This window comes from uncultured Anaerococcus sp., from assembly GCF_963510915.1.
Classification (GTDB): Bacteria; Bacillota; Clostridia; order Tissierellales; family Peptoniphilaceae; genus Anaerococcus.
This window is the reverse complement of sequence record NZ_CAUPHG010000036.1, coordinates 1-15,834: the sequence shown is the minus strand read 5'-3', so window position 1 is coordinate 15,834 and position 15,834 is coordinate 1. Positions and strand designations below refer to the sequence as shown.

The window sequence follows — 15,834 nt, the reverse complement described above, 5'->3', positions numbered from 1 at the left end:
GGATAAGGCTAAAGGCCACCTTGGTTTTTTTCACTTAAATACCCTCCAACAGCTTCTATGGTGAAATACCATTTGACATTAGGATCTTTTTTTGAAACAAAGACTAGGTTGTAAGCATCTTTGCTTTTTTCCGAACTAACGTAGCCTGTTTCGTCAAATTTGATAATTGTTTTGTTTAAAGGCTCAATGTACTTTAAATTCCTTGTTTTATTCTTAACTCCCGAAATATTATAACCATCTATATCAAAGGAAATAGAACCAGACTTACCAGAAGAAAGTGATAAGGTTCTTAGGTAAGAATAGTCATCAGCAAAAGTTTGAATCTCATTTCTTGCGCCAATCTTATCAACTATAGAAAATTTTATGATAGAAACTCCAAAACCAATTGCTATAATAGCTAAAACTATGATTATTTCTATAAATGTAAATCCTCGTCTTTTCATAGTAGGTCCTTAAATATTAAAACAATAAAAAAAGCTAGGAAGATTGCAGGACATAAGGCTATGGTTCCCCTTAGCGACTTCTGTCTTATAGCCTTGATTATAGCAAAGCTTGCCCCTACCCATATTGAAAGCAAAATAAAAAATATAATTTGGGGATTTTTCAAAAAACAAAACAATCCTAAATAAAAAAATAAATCTCCATCTCCAAGTCCGCCCTTTGAAATCCACCTAACAAGAATAAATCCCATAGTAAAAATAAGGAAGTATTTTAGGAAAGTATAATCTATACTTAGAAATATAATCCTGTAAATAAAACCCAAGATTATAAGCGCTTTTAAATCCCTATCATAAATTTCCAAAAATTTATAATCTGTATAAGCTACCAAAAGACTAAGAACTGAGGCAAAAGCTAAAAATATCCCTTCTACAAGGTCATATCTAGTAAAGATAAAAATGAAAATCAACCCAGCTAGGATTTCTATTAAAATCTTATCTATCGATATTTTCTTACCACAACACCTGGTTACTCCTCTTAAAAAAAGAAAAGAAAAAACAGGTACCAGGTCTCTTTTTTGGATTTTTTCTCCGCAATAATCACAAAAACTGGGAGGAGAAATAATAGAAATCCCCTCTTCACGTCTATATACTAAGGCTGATATAAAAGAACCAAAAGAAGCTCCTAGCATGAAATTTAAAAAATATATAAATATAATTTCTATCTTGTTTTGCATCTTATTGATTTAATATCTTTGTATTTTCATCTGGACTTACTTTTATATTTGTCTTATCATAAGTAACAGTATATTTTTCAATACCGCCATCAAATTTTAATCCCACAGGAATTTCAGGCCATTTTTCAACGTATTCTTTATGACTTTTACTACTATTAGCAGTATCATCAGGCCAGTTAAATTCCTCATCCTTATCCAAAATCTTCATCCTTGCCGCAGATTTTAACATCTGAACATTTGCCTTATGGGCTGTTACTGCAGCCTGTATTCTCGATTTATTATATTTAGGAATAGCTATAGCCGCCAAAATTCCTAAGATGGCTATTACAATTATTAATTCAACTAAGGTAAATCCTTGTCTTTTCTTCTTCATATTAAACTCCAGTAAATCCATTTATAGAATCAAACATTGGTATAGACACTGAAAATACAACAAACGCAACCAAAATACCCATTACTATAATTAAAACAGGTTCTGCAAGGCTTGTTATTTTCTTAATCTTAAATATATATTCGTTGGCAAAATAATCATTGGCTTTTTTCATACTTATGTCAAGACTTGAAGTTTCCTCACCAATTTCAACCATTGATATCAAAAGAGGTGAAAACATTCCCACCTTTCTGAAAGCTGTGCTAAGACTTTCTCCCTTATTAATCTTATCTCTAACCCACCTTAAATTCGCTTTGACAAAGGTGTTTTTAAAAGAATCCGCCATAATATCAAAAGAATGAATTGTTTCTATGTCTCCACTTCTCAAGATATAGTAAATTGATGTAAGCTGGTATTCAATCCTTAGCCTATTTATTTCCCTTGTTGGCTTAAATTTAAAAATAAACTCATCTATTTTTATTCTCTTCTTATAATCTGTCCTTAGATAAAAATACAACAATATAAATAAAAGAATTATTAGGAAAATTATCAGGCCATACTCAGCAAAAAACTTTGATAAGCCAAGCAAAATTCTTGTTGGAAGGGGCAATTCAAGCTTTGAACTGTTAAAAATTTCTATAAAACTAGGCATGACAAATTTAAGAATTGCAATAATTACAAGAATACTTACAATTAATACCAAAATTGGATAGGTCATTGCCTGTTTAACAGTTGATTTGTTTTTGCTCTCTTCAAAAATAAAATCTGATAAATCTCTTAGAATTTTACCTAAAGACCCAGTTTTTGTACCTGTCTTTATAAAAGCTAAAACTAAGGGTGAAAAATAGTCCTTGGCCATATAAAAAGCATCGTAGACCCCTACGCCTCTCTCAAGGCCACCTATTACTAGGTCGATTGCCCTTCCTACTTTCTTATCTGGCCCTTGTCTTTTCATAATATGTAGACTTTCGTGTAGGCTTATGCCTGAATTTAAAAGCAAGGATAGTTGCTTTAGAAACAAAGACATAGTCCTAGAATCTATCTTCTTAGGTCCTATGTCCTTATTTAGAATACTAACTATCCTCTTATATTTATCCCTATTCAATTATACATTCATTAATTCTTTGTTCTTTTTGTCAGCCATTTCGTCTATGGATTTGATAAAACTATCAGTAATTTTTTGGATTTCATCTTCAAGTTTATATCTATCGTCTTCTGTAATATCTCCAGATTTTTCTGACTTTTTAACTTCATCCATAGAGTCACGTCTTACATTTCTAACAACGATTTTGGCATCTTCTGCATAGGTGTTTACTTCTTTGGTATATTCTTTTCTTCTCTCTTCTGTAAGAGCAGGGAAAGGTAGTCTAATAATTTCACCATCGTTTCCAGGAGTAATACCTATATTTGATTTAAGAATAGCCTTTTCTATTGGTCCTATATTTGACCTATCCCAAGGTTTGATTACAAGTAACCTTGCTTCAGGAATTGAAATAGTTGCAGCTTGGTTGATTGGTGTTTCTGTTCCATAATAGGAAAAAGTAATCCCATCTAATATAGCTTCAGTTGCTCTGCCTGCCTTAATTGTAGAAATTCTTCTTTCAAAAGAATCTACCGTTTTTTTCATTCCATCATTGGTTTCTTTTTTTATTTGTTCGTATAGCATTTTAAAAACTCTCCTTTACTCTTGTTCCAAGATTTTCATTTTCAAATACTCTTACCATATTTGCTGGATCATCTATCCCAAAGACAATTAATGGCATATCATTATCCATACAAAGTGATGTGGCTGTTGTATCCATTATCTTTAGTTCCTTTTGAAGGATGTCTTTATAGGTTAGCTTGTCAAATTTCTTTGCATCGGCATGGACATTTGGATCCTTATCATAGATACCATCTGTACCAGTTTTGCCAAGTAAGATTACGTCAGCTCCAATTTCAAGAGCTCTTAAACTAGCAGTTGTGTCGGTTGAAAAATATGGAAGGCCTGTACCTGCTGAAAAGATAACTATCCTGCCTTTTTCAAGGTGCCTAACCGCTCTACGTCTGATATATGGCTCAGCGACTTCTTTCATAGAAATTGCTGTCATAAGTCTTGTATCAAGTCCCATTTCTTCTAGGGTACCTTGGACCCTAAGTCCATTCATAACAGTGCCGAGCATTCCAATATTATCAGAACTTGCCCTGTCTATAGTGGTGCCTGACCTTCCACGCCAGAAATTGCCACCACCTACAACTATGGCTACTTGGATGCCTTTTTCTGTAAGGATTTTGATATTTTCACAAATTTTTGTAATCATTTCATCGTCAAAGCCAAAACCAGTCTTGCCAGAAAGGGCCTCGCCGCTTAGTTTTAATATAATTCTTTTAGTGTGCTGCAAAACATTCCTCCTACTTATTATTAATTATAACCTATAAATGATAACATTTGCAAGTCTTTATATTATTAACTCATTTATAAAATTATTATTAAAAAGACCCCTTCATCCAGTTGCCTCTTAAATATATGATATGGCCAATTATGCTTATCATTACATTGGAAACCGCCATGGAAATCCATATACCAGTCGCCCCCAAATCTGTAAAATACTTAAAAAAGAAAAGAAGTGGAATCCTAATTACCCAAAGCCTTAATACATCAATAAACATTGAGTATTTAGCATTGCCAGATCCTTGGAAAAGGCCTTGGTAGATAAAAAACATGTTCAACATAAGCAGTGTTATTAGGGTGTAAAACATATATGAATCTGCTTCAACCATAAGATTTGAATCAAGAGGTGCGTCTATAAAAAACCTAAGTATCTCAAATCTATATATAAAGCTTATTATAGCAATTATTATCGACATAATAATTACAATTATAGATGCCTTCTTAAAGGTATCTTTTACTCTTTTAATATTACCACTACCAATATTCTGACCAATTATACTGGTAATAGCTGAGCCAATGCCTCCCGGCGGAATATTTAATAAGCCACTAATCCTGTTTACCATACCATAAGCAGCCACTGTGTCTGTGCCGTAGGATTGGATGAATGAATTTAGGATGATAAAACCTGTTGCTGTTCCCATTTGTCCTACAACTGCAGGTGTCGCTATAGTATAAATTTTCTTTACTATATGCCTATCCCATCTTGTAAAGAAAAGTGATTCATATTTAAGTTTTATAAGGTCCTTGTTTATCCTTAAATGGATAAAACCTAAGATAAACATAAGTGCTTGCGTTAAAACAGTAGCAATAGCAGCTCCCTTTACTCCGAATCCAAGTCCGTTAAAACCAAATATAGGTATTTTATCAAAAATAAAAAAAGGATTTAAAACCATATTTAAAATTACACAGGTTGTGCTTATAAGAGTTGGGATAGTATTTTTACCTTGGGCTTGAAAAACTGCAGTATAAATAAAATATAAAAATATAAAGGGTATGCCAAAATATGAGTATTTCAAATACTCAACTGAATATATGTATAAATCACCACTTGCTCCCATCATACCAACAATAAAGTCTGCTGTGAAATATCCAACAACCATAAAAACTAAAGAAAATAAAAGTGAAATATTTATAATTGTATCATTATATTTCTGTGCAAGCTTAATATCATCCATCCCAATAAGCTGAGAAATGAGGGAAATTCCAGCTATAGATAGGCCAATGCCTATAGAATTAAACAAAAAAATAACAGGCCAAGTAAAAGATGTGGCAGCAAATTCTGCCGTTCCCAATTTACCTAGCCAAAAAGCATCAGCCAGAGAATAAAGCTGTTGGATAAAGTTGTTTAGTATAATAGGTATGGAAATAACAGCAATTGCCTTATAGATATTTCCATTTAGAATCAATTCTCTACGATCGGTTTTCATTAATACTCCTTGCCAAAATCATATAGTTATTCTACCATATTCACTAAAAAAATGTAGACATTCTTGATTAGCAAATAGCCTTATCAATTAATATTATAAATAAAAGGGGCTGTTGCAAATTGTGAATAACTATCGTCCCATCATCATAGGGTTCTCTCTCAAAGTTTGCCTCTTAGGGCCGGCGGGCCAGTTTTAGCCCGTCGGCTCATTGAGACCCTATGATGATATAGGGACGATTTATTCATTCTGCAACAGCCCCTTTGTATTAATCAACCAATTTGTAATTGTGCATAAGAGGTCCGGAACCCTTTCCTAAATCAAGCCCTGCCTTTAAAGCACCTGTAAGGTAATCTTTTGCCTTAGCAATCGCTTGATCAAGGTCATAGCCCTTAGCAAGTCCAGAAGCTATGGCACTTGAAAGAGTGCATCCTGTACCATGGGTGTTATTATTTTCAATTCTTTCTGACCTAAACCACTTATATTCACCATTCCTATATAAAAGGTCGTTAGCATCATTTATCGAATGACCACCTTTAAGAAGAACTGCACAAAAATATTTTTCTCCAATTATTTCTGCAGCTTTTTTCATATCATCTTCGCTGGCAATTTTCATATCTGCTAAGATTTCTCCTTCTGGAATATTAGGAGTAATCACATCTGCAAGAGGAATTAGCCTGTTAATTAGACTAGTCATAGCTTCTTCTTTTAGAAGTTTTGCCCCAGATGTAGCTACCATTACTGGATCTAGTACAATATTTTTCGCCTGGTATTTTTCAAGCGAGCTTGCTATAGCCTCTACTATTTCTGATGATGATACCATGCCAATTTTAATAGCATCTGGATAGATATCAGTAAAAACAGCATCCATTTGTTCTATAATGAATTCAGGACTTACATCTAAGATACCTGTTACTCCCATAGTATTTTGGGCTGTTAAGGCTGTAATTACGCTCATGGCATAAACACCATTTACAGTCATTGTTTTAAGGTCTGCTTGGATTCCAGCACCACCAGATGAATCTGATCCAGCAATTGTTAAACAAGTTTTCATATATGCTCCTTAATATTTTTAATTATAAATCTCTTTTACAAATTTAGTGTCCTTCAATCTTACCAAAATTATTGAGGCAATAATAGTTCCTCCTGCTGTTGACGCAAAAAATGGAAGGATATAGGTATAAAAAGCTATGTCTGCTGCAGGTTTTCCCATAAGTAAGATTGCTACAGGGTATGCTGCAAGCCCACCAAGAATTGATGTACCAAAAACTTCTCCAAAAGCAGTTAGGGATAGTTTTTTAGTTTTCTTGTAAAGAATTCCGCATAGCAGAGCCCCAAACATAGAGCCTGGAAAAGCCATAAGGCTTCCAAGACCAGTCATATTCCTTATAAAAGATGCTATAAAAGCAATCACTACCCCGTAAAAGGGACCAAGTGTAACAGCTGCAAACATATTTACTATATGTTGGACTGGTGCGCACTTACTAAAAAATACCGGAAATGAAAATGTAGATCCCACTACTGCAATTGCTATTAAAAAAGATGATAGAACAAGTTTTTTAAGTTTAGTATTATTCATTTTTCTCTCCTAAAATATATTTAACAGACAAGCAAATAAAAAAAGCTAACCCACGGGTTAGCAAAATTTAAAAAAAGACTCCTTACGCCGGCATTATCCGTATCAAGTAAAGGGTCGAAGTCAAACTTCCTCTCAGCAATAAGCTCCCCTGTTATCTTTATTTTATGTTAAATAAAAGATAGTGTCAACTCTTAATAAATCTTATTGGTAAACTAGGTCTTATTCCTAACATAAAATAGGTTTTTTATTAGATTTATATATAAAAATAGTTGTCGATAAGGCACTTACAAAAGAATTAAAAAACACAACCTAAAAACCCAGCCTTAAAAATAAAAAAATAAAGAATAAATGTTTTCCAAGTAAAGATGCAGGTATAATACAATTGATAATAAATATCAATTACTAAGCCGCAATGCTTAGTCTAAATTTTATAGGAGGATACAATGAAAAAAGTACTAATCGTACTCTTGACTGCAGGACTTTTAACTGCGTGTGGTGGAAAGTCAACAACAACAGATAATAAAGAAAAAACTCCTGCTATCGAAGAAAAGGCAAAAAAAACAGAAGAAAAAGCTGTCAAACCTGAAAAAAAAGATAAAGATAAGCTAAAGGAAGAAGCTAAATCTAAGATTGAATTAACAGACCTAGTCGTAAATGATTCTGACATCACACCATATATAACAGGTCTTATAAAAAACAAGACTGATAAAGAAATTGAATTTGTAGAATTAGAATTTGCAGTAAAAGATAAGGCTGGCAACAAAATTGACTCAGCTATAAACACAACCGCCTACCTAAAACCAGGTGAAACAAGAGAATTTGATGCAATAAGCCTCAGCTTTGAGAAAGAGCAATTCATTGATCTAGAAGATTATGAAGTAGATATTAAATAATTTTTTCACACTAGGCTTATACCTAGGGTGAAAAATTAGCACAAAAAAGAGCGTTGGTTTCCAACGCTCTTTTTTACTTATTGGTGCGGGATAAAGGAGTCGAACCTTCACGAGAAATTCTCACTAGATCCTAAGTCTAGCGCGTCTGCCAATTCCGCCAATCCCGCATGGGGTGAGTAGTGAGATTCGAACTCACGCTCTCCTGGGCCACAACCAGGTGTCGTAACCAACTGGACTATACCCACCACGTTTGTATCTTCACTATTCATACTGACTATTTAAGTATACAACTTTTTTTAGTTTTTGTCAAATATTTTTTATTATTTCTTTAGGATTTCCCAAGTAATTAGCCCAGGTCTTTCCTACTGACAAATAATATAATACCATGGATTTTATATTAATGCAAATATTTTTATTTTTTAAGCTTTTATAGTAAAATGTCTATTGAGGTGAATTATGAAAAATACAAGAAAATTAATGTTAAAAATTTTTGCAATTGTAATTGCTATAGCCATGGTCGCTCCCCTAGTATATAATGCTATTTTGACTATGAAATGATTATCGAAAATATAGAATACTCAGATAAATATAACCTAATTAGGCTTACGATTTCAAATGAGAAGTTTTATATAGACTACGACCTATATTATGAAAATGGCTTTGAAGTTGAAAGTGAAATCGACTTTAAGACCTATAAGAAAATCCTTGCTAATGATGAATTTAACAGGGCAAAAAACTTCGCCCTCAATAAAATTTCTTATTCACAAAAATCAACTTACGAAATTAGACAAAAACTTAAAGAGAAAAATTTTTCTGAGGATGTGATAGAAAAAATTATCGCCTACCTTGCTTCCTATGGATTCCTCGATGATGAAGCCTATGTTAAGGCCTACATAAGGGATAAGGATGAAATTTCAAACTGGGCTAGGGGCAAGATAAGATTTATGCTCAAAAGAAAACATATTGATGATAAGCTAATTGATGATTATATCTACCTTATTAGTGATGAAAGAGAAGCTGAAAAAGCAAGTTTTTTTGCTGATAAAAAAATCAAAAACGACTTTTCCTATGAAAATAGGACAAAGGTTTTTAGGCACTTGGTTAGTAAGGGCTTTGATATTGATATTATAAACCAAGTTCTTAATGAGAAATTTTCCTAATGCACTTTGTTTATATATTAAGGTGTGGAGATGATTCCTTATATACGGGTTATACTAATAACATTAAAGAAAGAGTTATAACCCATAATTCTGGAAAGGGAGCTAAGTACACCAGATCTAGGCTACCAGTTAGTCTTGTTTATTTCAAAAGAGTTGATAGTAAATCAATAGGCCTAAAACTAGAGGCGAGGATAAAAAAACTTACAAAAAAAGAAAAAGAGGCTTTAGTAAAAGCATTTGGCCTAGAAAAGTAATTTTCTTTTCACAAGGTTAGCTTTTAAACTATCGCCTCTTCTTTTTATACTAATTTCAAACAATCCCATCTTGGAAAAACCAAATATTTCAGCCTCAAGTCCATAATGACTAATAGTTTTTTTGAAGGCTTCTATTATTTCATCTTCCCCATCAGATCTTAAAAAATCTATAACTACCATGCCACCAATATTTCTCAATTTTAAATTATAGGCAATGAAGTCAATTAGGTCTAAATTCGTATTCAATAGAAATTCTTTTTTGCTCATCTTAGATTTTTTAGAACCAGTATTCACATCAATAACAGTCAAAGTTTTTAGCTCATCTATAATAATAGACATATCCTTGTAGGCTAATTCTGACTTTTTTAATTCCTCTTTAAGCCTAGAAAATTCAATCGAATTATTTATATCTATGTATTTTTGCTCATAGTCTTTGTACTTTAGTAGATACTTATCTTTTAAGGAATTTTCTTTAAGGAGCTTTGGACTTGGAAAAAACTTCTCTTCATTTATCAGTCTTTCTTTTTGTCCTAAAATCTTCTTGTAAAGTTTCTCATCCTTTTTCATGCCAGGTTTAAGCTTTGGTCTTTTTATAAGGGGATACCTACTTAGGGTGTAATTTTCATTTTCTATGAAGAAATTTTCACTTCCAAGCCCCAATTTACCGTTAGCTGGCTCTCTTACATATTCAACTATAACATTATCACCAACCTTATAATCAAGCGTAGACTTTAAGAATAAAGTCTCACTTTCAGAAATTTTAACAAAATAAGCATTGAGACTTGGAATTTTGTTTTCAACCTTAGCCCTATAAATATTATGAAGAAAAGAGTCATAGAATCTAACTTCTATAACTCTCCCGTCTTTTACTCTAATGAGAATTTTTTCTTTTTCATCAATTAAAATTTCTTTCACTTTTTGAAAATCCTCATAAGCTTTTCAAAAAATCCTAGATTGGCTATTGGCTCAGCTTGACCTTTTAAAAGATTATCTATTACTTTTTTGAAATATTCATTTTCCTTTACAAAGCCCAAGTATATAGCAGATTTGCTAAGGAGTTTTTCTTTGCTATATCTTGGATCAAAATCATTGTTTGTACGATTTATAAAATAGAAGTTGGCATGTACATCCTTTCCTATATCATCTTTGTCAATAATTTCGATTTTTATTGCATCCTTTATTGCAAGGTCTAGATTATCAATGATTAATACATCAACATCAACTTCATCTATTAGGTTATAAACATCTTCAACCCTAAAATCATACTTACCTTCAAGCAATGGAGCTATGATTAGACTTAGATTAGTATTTTCATGAACGATTACCCTATCAAGGTCACATAAACCTAGAAAGTAATCAGAAATATCATAACTTATCATGCCGTCTTTTTTGTAGTAATCTTCTATATTTGATTGTTCACTTCTGAAAAATGATGTTAATAAGACTTTCTTATCTTCTGATAATCTATCCGCAAGGTTGACCGCAAAATCAGTTTTTCCTATATTGTTTTTTCCGTTTATTAGATATATTTGCATAATTTCCTCTTAACTAATGTTCGTGACTATGGTTATGTTCTTGACTATTTGGAGAATCTCCAAGATCTTGTATATCTTTGGCAGTTGGCTCCGCATTTATCATATCAACATTCAAATCAAAATACCTAGCTATGATATCCCTCATAATTGGAGATGCATTGTAGGAAGTGTCACCCTGGGTTAATACGATAGAAATAGCTATTTCCGGATTATCATAAGGTGCAAAACCTACCATCCAAGCATAGGTATCGTAGTCTGTTCCATCAGGGTTTTTACCCTCTACTTCTGCTGTACCTGTTTTTATACCAATATCTATCGGAAGTTGGCTTAGGACAGCATTTTTTTGTGCTACCAGTAAGGTTCCGTATTTGATATCTTCTAGATATTTCTTATCCTTAATATCTATTCTCTTATTTTCTGGTACATTTTCAAATAAAACTTCACCAGAATCGTGGTTTTTAATCTTGTTTATGAGGGTAAATTTATTTAGGTAACCACCATTAGTAAGAGTTGCAATAGCCCTATTCATCTGGATTGGTGTATAGGAGTTTTGTCCCTGACCAATTACAATATTAAGCATATCGGTTATATCCCAGGCAGCTTGGTTAAGGTATGTGTACTTTATTGTATCAGCAAGTCCATCTCTGTGTCCTTCTGGAACTAGGAGGGAATCATAACCTCTTGCATCGAAAAAGTCGACTATAGCTTTTCTTGACCATTCATTAGGCTTGTCTGTAAATTTTAATATATCAGCTATATCCTTCTCGTATTCATCCTTTGTTTTCTTAACGCCATCTTTGATAAAGAGGGTGAGGTTTTTTACTAAATAGTCTTTTAGCATCAACTTAGTTACTTCAATTTTTTTACCTATTGAAGGTACATTACCCTTGGCTTCTTTTGGAATGTTAATCTCTATACCTGTTTCTTGGTCAAGACCTAACATCTCACAGGCAAGCCTAATATCATTTAACTCAAGCTTGGTTGCAAGTGTATCACCGTCTTCAGGGTTTTCACCTAAAGCTAGGGTGTAGAAATAGTAGTTACAAGAATCTCTGATTGCACCATATAAGTTCTCTTCACCATGAGTCATACCACTTTCAGTATAAATTAAACATGAAAATCTCCTATTTCCGATTTCCATAAAGCCATGGCAATTGTTTATAGCCTGAGGATCTAATCCCTTTTCAAGAGCTGCTAGAGCAGTTACTAATTTGAAGGTAGAACCAGGCATTACTGCTGTTTGGGTGGCTATATTTAGCATAGGTCTAGGAGCTAATGGTCCTTCGCTATCTTCAACTTGAAGAGCTTCCCAGTCAGATGCGGAAATCCCAGTAGAAAATAAGTTTGGATCATAGTTAGGATATGATGCTAGGGCTAGGACCTCACCAGTCTTAACATCAGTTACAACTACAGCTCCACTTTCTGCGTGTGGCGCCATCTTAAATGGTCTAAATGAACCATAATCTGATTCATAGTAGGCAGATTCTCTTAGGGCCCTTAATACACCTTCAAGTGAATCTTCTGCTTGTTTTTGAAGCTTAGCATCTATTGATAAGTAAACATCATCTCCTGGTTCGGATTTGGTTTGAGAAATTGTCTCTCTCCTATTTCCCGCAGAGTCAACAGTCACAAGAGACCTTCCGTTTTTGCCCTTTAGGTTATCTTGGTAAGATTCTTCTATACCAGTCTTACCAATAATTTCATCTCTTAAATAAGCTCTTTCTTTTACATACTTATCGACCTCTTCAGGTGTTGCTATTGGTCCCATATATCCTAAGACGTGGCTAGCGAGATTCCTATTTGGATATGACCTAATTGGTATGGTTTCAACCACAATACCTGATCCAGAATTAATTTTTTCCTCTATTTTTAAGACTGTCGATTCATCAAGATTATAAACAATATTTATTGGCCTATAACCAAATGATCCTTGCCTATTTAGGGTGTTGTCTATGGTAAGGATACCTACAGCCTCAACATCATTGTAGGCATCAAGGCCGCTTACTTTTTTTAGGTATTCAAGGATTTTCTGTCCGTCTTTTTCATTCATTAGAATTTCGACAGTGTCTTTAGTTGAATTCACCCTGTCCTTATTGGCATAGTGGGTATAAAAATCTCTCTTGTCAATAGTGAATGTGTATTCCCATTCATCCGGGTCGTCATCAGTTATATCTATATTTGGATATATATTATTCTTTGTATTAGCATTTTGAGCCATATATTTTACATATTCCGATAGTATTAAAGGCTTTATTAAGTCATGCTCTTCCGCAAGTCTAACAAGCTCATCTACTGCAGAACCAGCTTGAGGATTTTTAAACCTAACATCAACTGAATATTGGTTCTTATCATCCTTAGTCTCTGTTATTACTTCTGTTTCAAAGTTAGCGTAAATTCCCTTATTTTCTAACTGCTCTATAAGAATATTTGCTGGAATTATATAGGCTCCCTTATCATCAACCATAGCAGATGTTAGGACATCTTTGATTGTAGCATTTCTAACTATTTCACAAAAATCATCGCTTGGCTTTGAATCAAGACTTATTTTCTTAAAGACCTTGTGAAGTCTTGCCTTTTTCTCTATTAAATCTTGGTCACTTTTTAGGCAGTAAGCATCCATGGCTAAATCACCCAAAAGCTTATTTGCATCCAAAATCTTATAAGCTAAGAGTCTGGCGTGTGAATTTTGCAAGATAGATAATAAAACAGACCTATCTTCACCAACTGATTGGACGATGACATCTATCGGATTATCATCCTTGCTATGACCAATGTAGGCAAGTTTCTTTTCGTAATTTTTCTTATATTCAACCTTGAGCTTTCCATCTTCCTGACTTATATGAGCAGGAACATCTATGCCTCTTTTCTTGAGGGCAAGGATAGCTGTATTTAAAGTTTCATAACTAATCCCATCTTCCGAATAATAAGAAAGCAAAAATTCATCCACAAGTTTATTATCAATCAACTTATTGACTACATTTTCAATCGGCATTTCTTTTTTCTTGAAATAATCTTCTTCTTTTTGGTATTTAAAGGTATTTAATTTTATATTAAAGTCTTCTGTATAGTTGACCCCGTCTTCTTCAAGTACATCTACAAGGTTCGCTATTTCCTCTATTCTCTTATCATCATCAAGAGCCATTAACTCATCTTTGTAGAGCTTAACTGCAAAGGATGGAACAGATGTGGCAAGTATTTTACCATTCCTATCGTAGATATTTCCCCTACTAGCTAGCTCATCGACTTCTTTTACCTTCCTATTATCGGATAGGTCTCTATAATAATCACCCTTAGAAATCATTACATTAAAAAGTCTAATGACAATAGCAAGGATAGCTAAAACTACAACTACCTGGATGAAAATAAGTCTATTTTCTTTATTAGTTTTCATAAATTCCTCTAAATTCTATAGGTTGGTATATACATTATATTTTTAATAAGCTCATAATAAACTAGGTATATTACTGAGTTAAATATGGATTCAACTATGATTTCTAAGCCTAGGTAGCCAGTTATTGATGTAAGGCTCTTACCAAAAATATAATAAATTCCATTTACCAATAAAAAATTAAAAAATGTAGCAAGGAAACAAACTATAATGCCGGCCTGTTTATCCTTTGCCACCCTTATAAACTCTCCTGATGAGGCAACACCTATTAAGTAATAGGATAAGGCTCTGACCCCAATTAGGCTTGTAAATAAAAAGTCTTCAACAATTCCTATTATTAAACCTCCAACCCTGCCGGTCCTATTTGGTAGAATTTGAGATAAGGCTATAGTTGCTGGAATTATTATATTTACATTGGCTCCTAAAATTTCTATTTTGGCAAAAATTGATGTTTGCAAGATGAAACTAATTAACAAAATCAAAAAGCTTTTAAATTTATTCATAGATCTCACCTTCCTTTTGTTTTTTCTCCTTAGTTACGGGTTTTTCATCTTCTGTATAAGTAGAATTATGTTTTAGAACAAGAACCCTATATAAATGTGAAAAATCTACTGGTGATTTGATAGTGATATTTTTCCTAAGTGAATCTTCACTCATAGTCACTGTGGCTACCCTGCCTATGTAGATGCCATAAGGATATATACCACCTAAGCCACTAGTAAGTAAGATGTCTTTTTCATCAATTTTTGACTCTAAGTCTATCATATAGCCTTGGATAGTATTTTTATTAAAAATATCTATAACTCCATAGTCGCCAGAGCTTGCATTTACAAAGGAAACATCATTTTCATTAGAGTTTATTGTCTCAACCCTAGCTGTAGACTTATAAACTTCTGTAACCTTTCCTACAAGACCTGTATAATACTTGCTATCACCGACAGCTTGAAGAATTATGTCGTTTTTTTCGATTCCATCTTCTGCACCCTTATCGATATTAAAATGGGTTGTCATTGAGTTTACATCTGTATTTACTAATTTTGCTTTGATGTACTTATTTTCTGAACCCTTTGTGGCTTCTGCTTCTTCTTTTAAAAATTCTTCCCTATTAATAGTTGCTAAAAGCCTAGAATTCTCCATCACTAAAGCTCTATTATCAGCCTCTAGTTTTAAAACTTGTTCACGAGTTTCTTTAGATCCTATAGTTCTTTCCATCTGCTCAATAATGGCAGAAGAAATTGAATAGGTTACACTTTCAATTGGTTTTAACATTGTACTTGCCAAGTTAGATCCAGTTTTTGAAAGTGACTCTGTTTGACTGGATATCAATATAAGAAGGCTTAATCCTATAACTGTTAAAACAAATGGTTTTTTGTCTTTTCTTATTCTATTATATGCCATAGCCACCTACTTACGATATTTTAAATACTTATCAGGATTTTCTAGAATTTGTCCAGCTCCTAATATTGCATCAGTAGCAGGGTCTTCTGAGCGATAAGATTTAAGTCCTATCTTCTTTTCAATATATTCTCCAAGGCCGCTAAGCTTTGATAAGGCTCCAGATAGGGCAAAACCATTTCTCTTTATATCAGAAGATATCTCTGGAGGGGTCTTTTCTAAGGCCTCAAG

General features: G+C 33.2%; 18 protein-coding genes, 2 tRNA genes and 1 riboswitch. Of the genes, 3 read left to right on the top strand and 17 right to left on the bottom strand.

Annotated elements, in window-relative coordinates; translation table 11 throughout:
- Nucleotides 1-8: 8 nt before the first annotated feature.
- The 9 genes from RQ893_RS04620 to thiW all read right to left on the bottom strand — a co-directional run bounded on the left by RQ893_RS04620 (nt 9) and on the right by thiW (nt 6,978).
- A complete protein-coding gene (locus RQ893_RS04620; protein WP_311481882.1) occupies nt 9-443 on the bottom strand; it encodes a prepilin-type N-terminal cleavage/methylation domain-containing protein in 435 nt (144 codons plus the stop codon).
- The gene (locus RQ893_RS04615; protein WP_311481881.1) at nt 440-1,129 is read right to left on the bottom strand and encodes a prepilin peptidase; all 690 of its coding nucleotides are present in this window, start codon (nt 1,127-1,129) and stop codon (nt 440-442) included. Before RQ893_RS04615 ends, RQ893_RS04620 begins: the two co-directional genes overlap by 4 nt.
- A gap of 46 nt (nt 1,130-1,175) precedes the next feature.
- A complete protein-coding gene (locus RQ893_RS04610) occupies nt 1,176-1,547 on the bottom strand; it encodes a prepilin-type N-terminal cleavage/methylation domain-containing protein (RefSeq protein WP_311481880.1) in 372 nt (123 codons plus the stop codon).
- Nucleotide 1,548: 1 nt separating this feature from the next.
- Nucleotides 1,549-2,649 (bottom strand): type II secretion system F family protein, encoded by a 1,101-nt coding sequence (locus tag RQ893_RS04605; RefSeq protein WP_311481879.1) that lies wholly within the window; start codon nt 2,647-2,649, stop codon nt 1,549-1,551.
- Complete coding sequence (gene frr, locus RQ893_RS04600; RefSeq protein WP_311481878.1) at nt 2,650-3,210, bottom strand: ribosome recycling factor; 561 nt, start codon at nt 3,208-3,210, stop codon at nt 2,650-2,652.
- 1 nt (nt 3,211) lies between these two features.
- Complete coding sequence (gene pyrH / locus RQ893_RS04595; RefSeq protein WP_311481877.1) at nt 3,212-3,925, bottom strand: UMP kinase; 714 nt, start codon at nt 3,923-3,925, stop codon at nt 3,212-3,214.
- An 88-nt stretch (nt 3,926-4,013) separates the two neighbouring features.
- A complete protein-coding gene (locus RQ893_RS04590) occupies nt 4,014-5,402 on the bottom strand; it encodes an MATE family efflux transporter (protein ID WP_311481876.1) in 1,389 nt (462 codons plus the stop codon).
- Nucleotides 5,403-5,667: 265 nt separating this feature from the next.
- Nucleotides 5,668-6,453 (bottom strand): bifunctional hydroxymethylpyrimidine kinase/phosphomethylpyrimidine kinase, encoded by a 786-nt coding sequence (thiD, locus tag RQ893_RS04585; RefSeq protein ID WP_311481875.1) that lies wholly within the window; start codon nt 6,451-6,453, stop codon nt 5,668-5,670.
- Nucleotides 6,454-6,471: 18 nt separating this feature from the next.
- Complete coding sequence (gene thiW / locus RQ893_RS04580; protein ID WP_311481874.1) at nt 6,472-6,978, bottom strand: energy coupling factor transporter S component ThiW; 507 nt, start codon at nt 6,976-6,978, stop codon at nt 6,472-6,474.
- Nucleotides 6,979-7,040: 62 nt separating this feature from the next.
- A riboswitch (TPP riboswitch) is annotated at nt 7,041-7,138 on the bottom strand.
- 283 nt (nt 7,139-7,421) lie between these two features.
- Here thiW and RQ893_RS04575 point away from each other — a divergent pair.
- A complete protein-coding gene (locus RQ893_RS04575; RefSeq protein WP_311481873.1) occupies nt 7,422-7,871 on the top strand; it encodes an FxLYD domain-containing protein in 450 nt (149 codons plus the stop codon).
- Nucleotides 7,872-7,952: 81 nt separating this feature from the next.
- On the opposite strand, the gene RQ893_RS04570 is transcribed toward RQ893_RS04575, so the two are convergent.
- Nucleotides 7,953-8,038: transfer RNA gene (locus RQ893_RS04570), tRNA-Leu, on the bottom strand.
- Nucleotide 8,039: 1 nt separating this feature from the next.
- Nucleotides 8,040-8,116 (bottom strand) — tRNA-His (locus RQ893_RS04565).
- Between the two features lie 309 nt (nt 8,117-8,425).
- Here RQ893_RS04565 and RQ893_RS04560 point away from each other — a divergent pair.
- Nucleotides 8,426-9,031, top strand: a complete 606-nt coding sequence (locus RQ893_RS04560; RefSeq protein ID WP_311481872.1) for a RecX family transcriptional regulator — start codon at nt 8,426-8,428, stop codon at nt 9,029-9,031.
- On the top strand, nt 9,031-9,285 hold the full coding sequence (locus RQ893_RS04555; protein ID WP_311481871.1) for a GIY-YIG nuclease family protein: 255 nt from the start codon (nt 9,031-9,033) through the stop codon (nt 9,283-9,285). The genes RQ893_RS04560 and RQ893_RS04555 overlap by 1 nt, the downstream gene beginning before the upstream one ends.
- Here RQ893_RS04555 and RQ893_RS04550 read toward each other — a convergent pair.
- From RQ893_RS04550 to RQ893_RS04525, 6 genes are all read right to left on the bottom strand, one after another.
- The gene (locus RQ893_RS04550) at nt 9,274-10,200 is read right to left on the bottom strand and encodes a ribonuclease E/G (protein ID WP_311481870.1); all 927 of its coding nucleotides are present in this window, start codon (nt 10,198-10,200) and stop codon (nt 9,274-9,276) included. The genes RQ893_RS04555 and RQ893_RS04550 overlap by 12 nt on opposite strands.
- Nucleotides 10,197-10,820 carry a hypothetical protein gene (locus RQ893_RS04545; RefSeq protein ID WP_311481869.1) on the bottom strand — a complete coding sequence of 208 codons (624 nt, stop codon included), beginning with the start codon at nt 10,818-10,820 and terminating at the stop codon, nt 10,197-10,199. The genes RQ893_RS04550 and RQ893_RS04545 overlap by 4 nt, the downstream gene beginning before the upstream one ends.
- Before the next feature lie 13 nt (nt 10,821-10,833).
- A complete protein-coding gene (locus RQ893_RS04540; protein WP_311481868.1) occupies nt 10,834-14,211 on the bottom strand; it encodes a penicillin-binding transpeptidase domain-containing protein in 3,378 nt (1,125 codons plus the stop codon).
- 8 nt (nt 14,212-14,219) lie between these two features.
- A complete protein-coding gene (gene mreD, locus RQ893_RS04535; RefSeq protein ID WP_311481867.1) occupies nt 14,220-14,711 on the bottom strand; it encodes a rod shape-determining protein MreD in 492 nt (163 codons plus the stop codon).
- The gene (gene mreC / locus RQ893_RS04530) at nt 14,704-15,606 is read right to left on the bottom strand and encodes a rod shape-determining protein MreC (RefSeq protein WP_311481866.1); all 903 of its coding nucleotides are present in this window, start codon (nt 15,604-15,606) and stop codon (nt 14,704-14,706) included. Before mreC ends, mreD begins: the two co-directional genes overlap by 8 nt.
- 6 nt (nt 15,607-15,612) lie before the next feature.
- The coding region (locus RQ893_RS04525) for a rod shape-determining protein (RefSeq protein WP_311481865.1) at nt 15,613-15,834 on the bottom strand (222 nt) is incomplete at its 5' end.

What these genes read in the sequence shown, in the direction of transcription:
- RQ893_RS04615 (WP_311481881.1), bottom strand. Translation starts at nt 1,129, where the DNA reads ATGCTAGGAGCTTCTTTTGGTTCTTTTATATCAGCCTTAGTATATAGA.
- mreD (WP_311481867.1), bottom strand. Translation starts at nt 14,711, where the DNA reads ATGAATAAATTTAAAAGCTTTTTGATTTTGTTAATTAGTTTCATCTTG.
- RQ893_RS04540 (WP_311481868.1), bottom strand. Translation starts at nt 14,211, where the DNA reads ATGAAAACTAATAAAGAAAATAGACTTATTTTCATCCAGGTAGTTGTA.
- RQ893_RS04620 (WP_311481882.1), bottom strand. Translation starts at nt 443, where the DNA reads ATGAAAAGACGAGGATTTACATTTATAGAAATAATCATAGTTTTAGCT.
- RQ893_RS04545 (WP_311481869.1), bottom strand. Translation starts at nt 10,820, where the DNA reads ATGCAAATATATCTAATAAACGGAAAAAACAATATAGGAAAAACTGAT.
- RQ893_RS04560 (WP_311481872.1), top strand. Translation starts at nt 8,426, where the DNA reads ATGATTATCGAAAATATAGAATACTCAGATAAATATAACCTAATTAGG.
- frr (WP_311481878.1), bottom strand. Translation starts at nt 3,210, where the DNA reads ATGCTATACGAACAAATAAAAAAAGAAACCAATGATGGAATGAAAAAA.
- thiD (WP_311481875.1), bottom strand. Translation starts at nt 6,453, where the DNA reads ATGAAAACTTGTTTAACAATTGCTGGATCAGATTCATCTGGTGGTGCT.
- RQ893_RS04555 (WP_311481871.1), top strand. Translation starts at nt 9,031, where the DNA reads ATGCACTTTGTTTATATATTAAGGTGTGGAGATGATTCCTTATATACG.
- thiW (WP_311481874.1), bottom strand. Translation starts at nt 6,978, where the DNA reads ATGAATAATACTAAACTTAAAAAACTTGTTCTATCATCTTTTTTAATA.
- RQ893_RS04590 (WP_311481876.1), bottom strand. Translation starts at nt 5,402, where the DNA reads ATGAAAACCGATCGTAGAGAATTGATTCTAAATGGAAATATCTATAAG.
- RQ893_RS04610 (WP_311481880.1), bottom strand. Translation starts at nt 1,547, where the DNA reads ATGAAGAAGAAAAGACAAGGATTTACCTTAGTTGAATTAATAATTGTA.
- mreC (WP_311481866.1), bottom strand. Translation starts at nt 15,606, where the DNA reads ATGGCATATAATAGAATAAGAAAAGACAAAAAACCATTTGTTTTAACA.
- RQ893_RS04575 (WP_311481873.1), top strand. Translation starts at nt 7,422, where the DNA reads ATGAAAAAAGTACTAATCGTACTCTTGACTGCAGGACTTTTAACTGCG.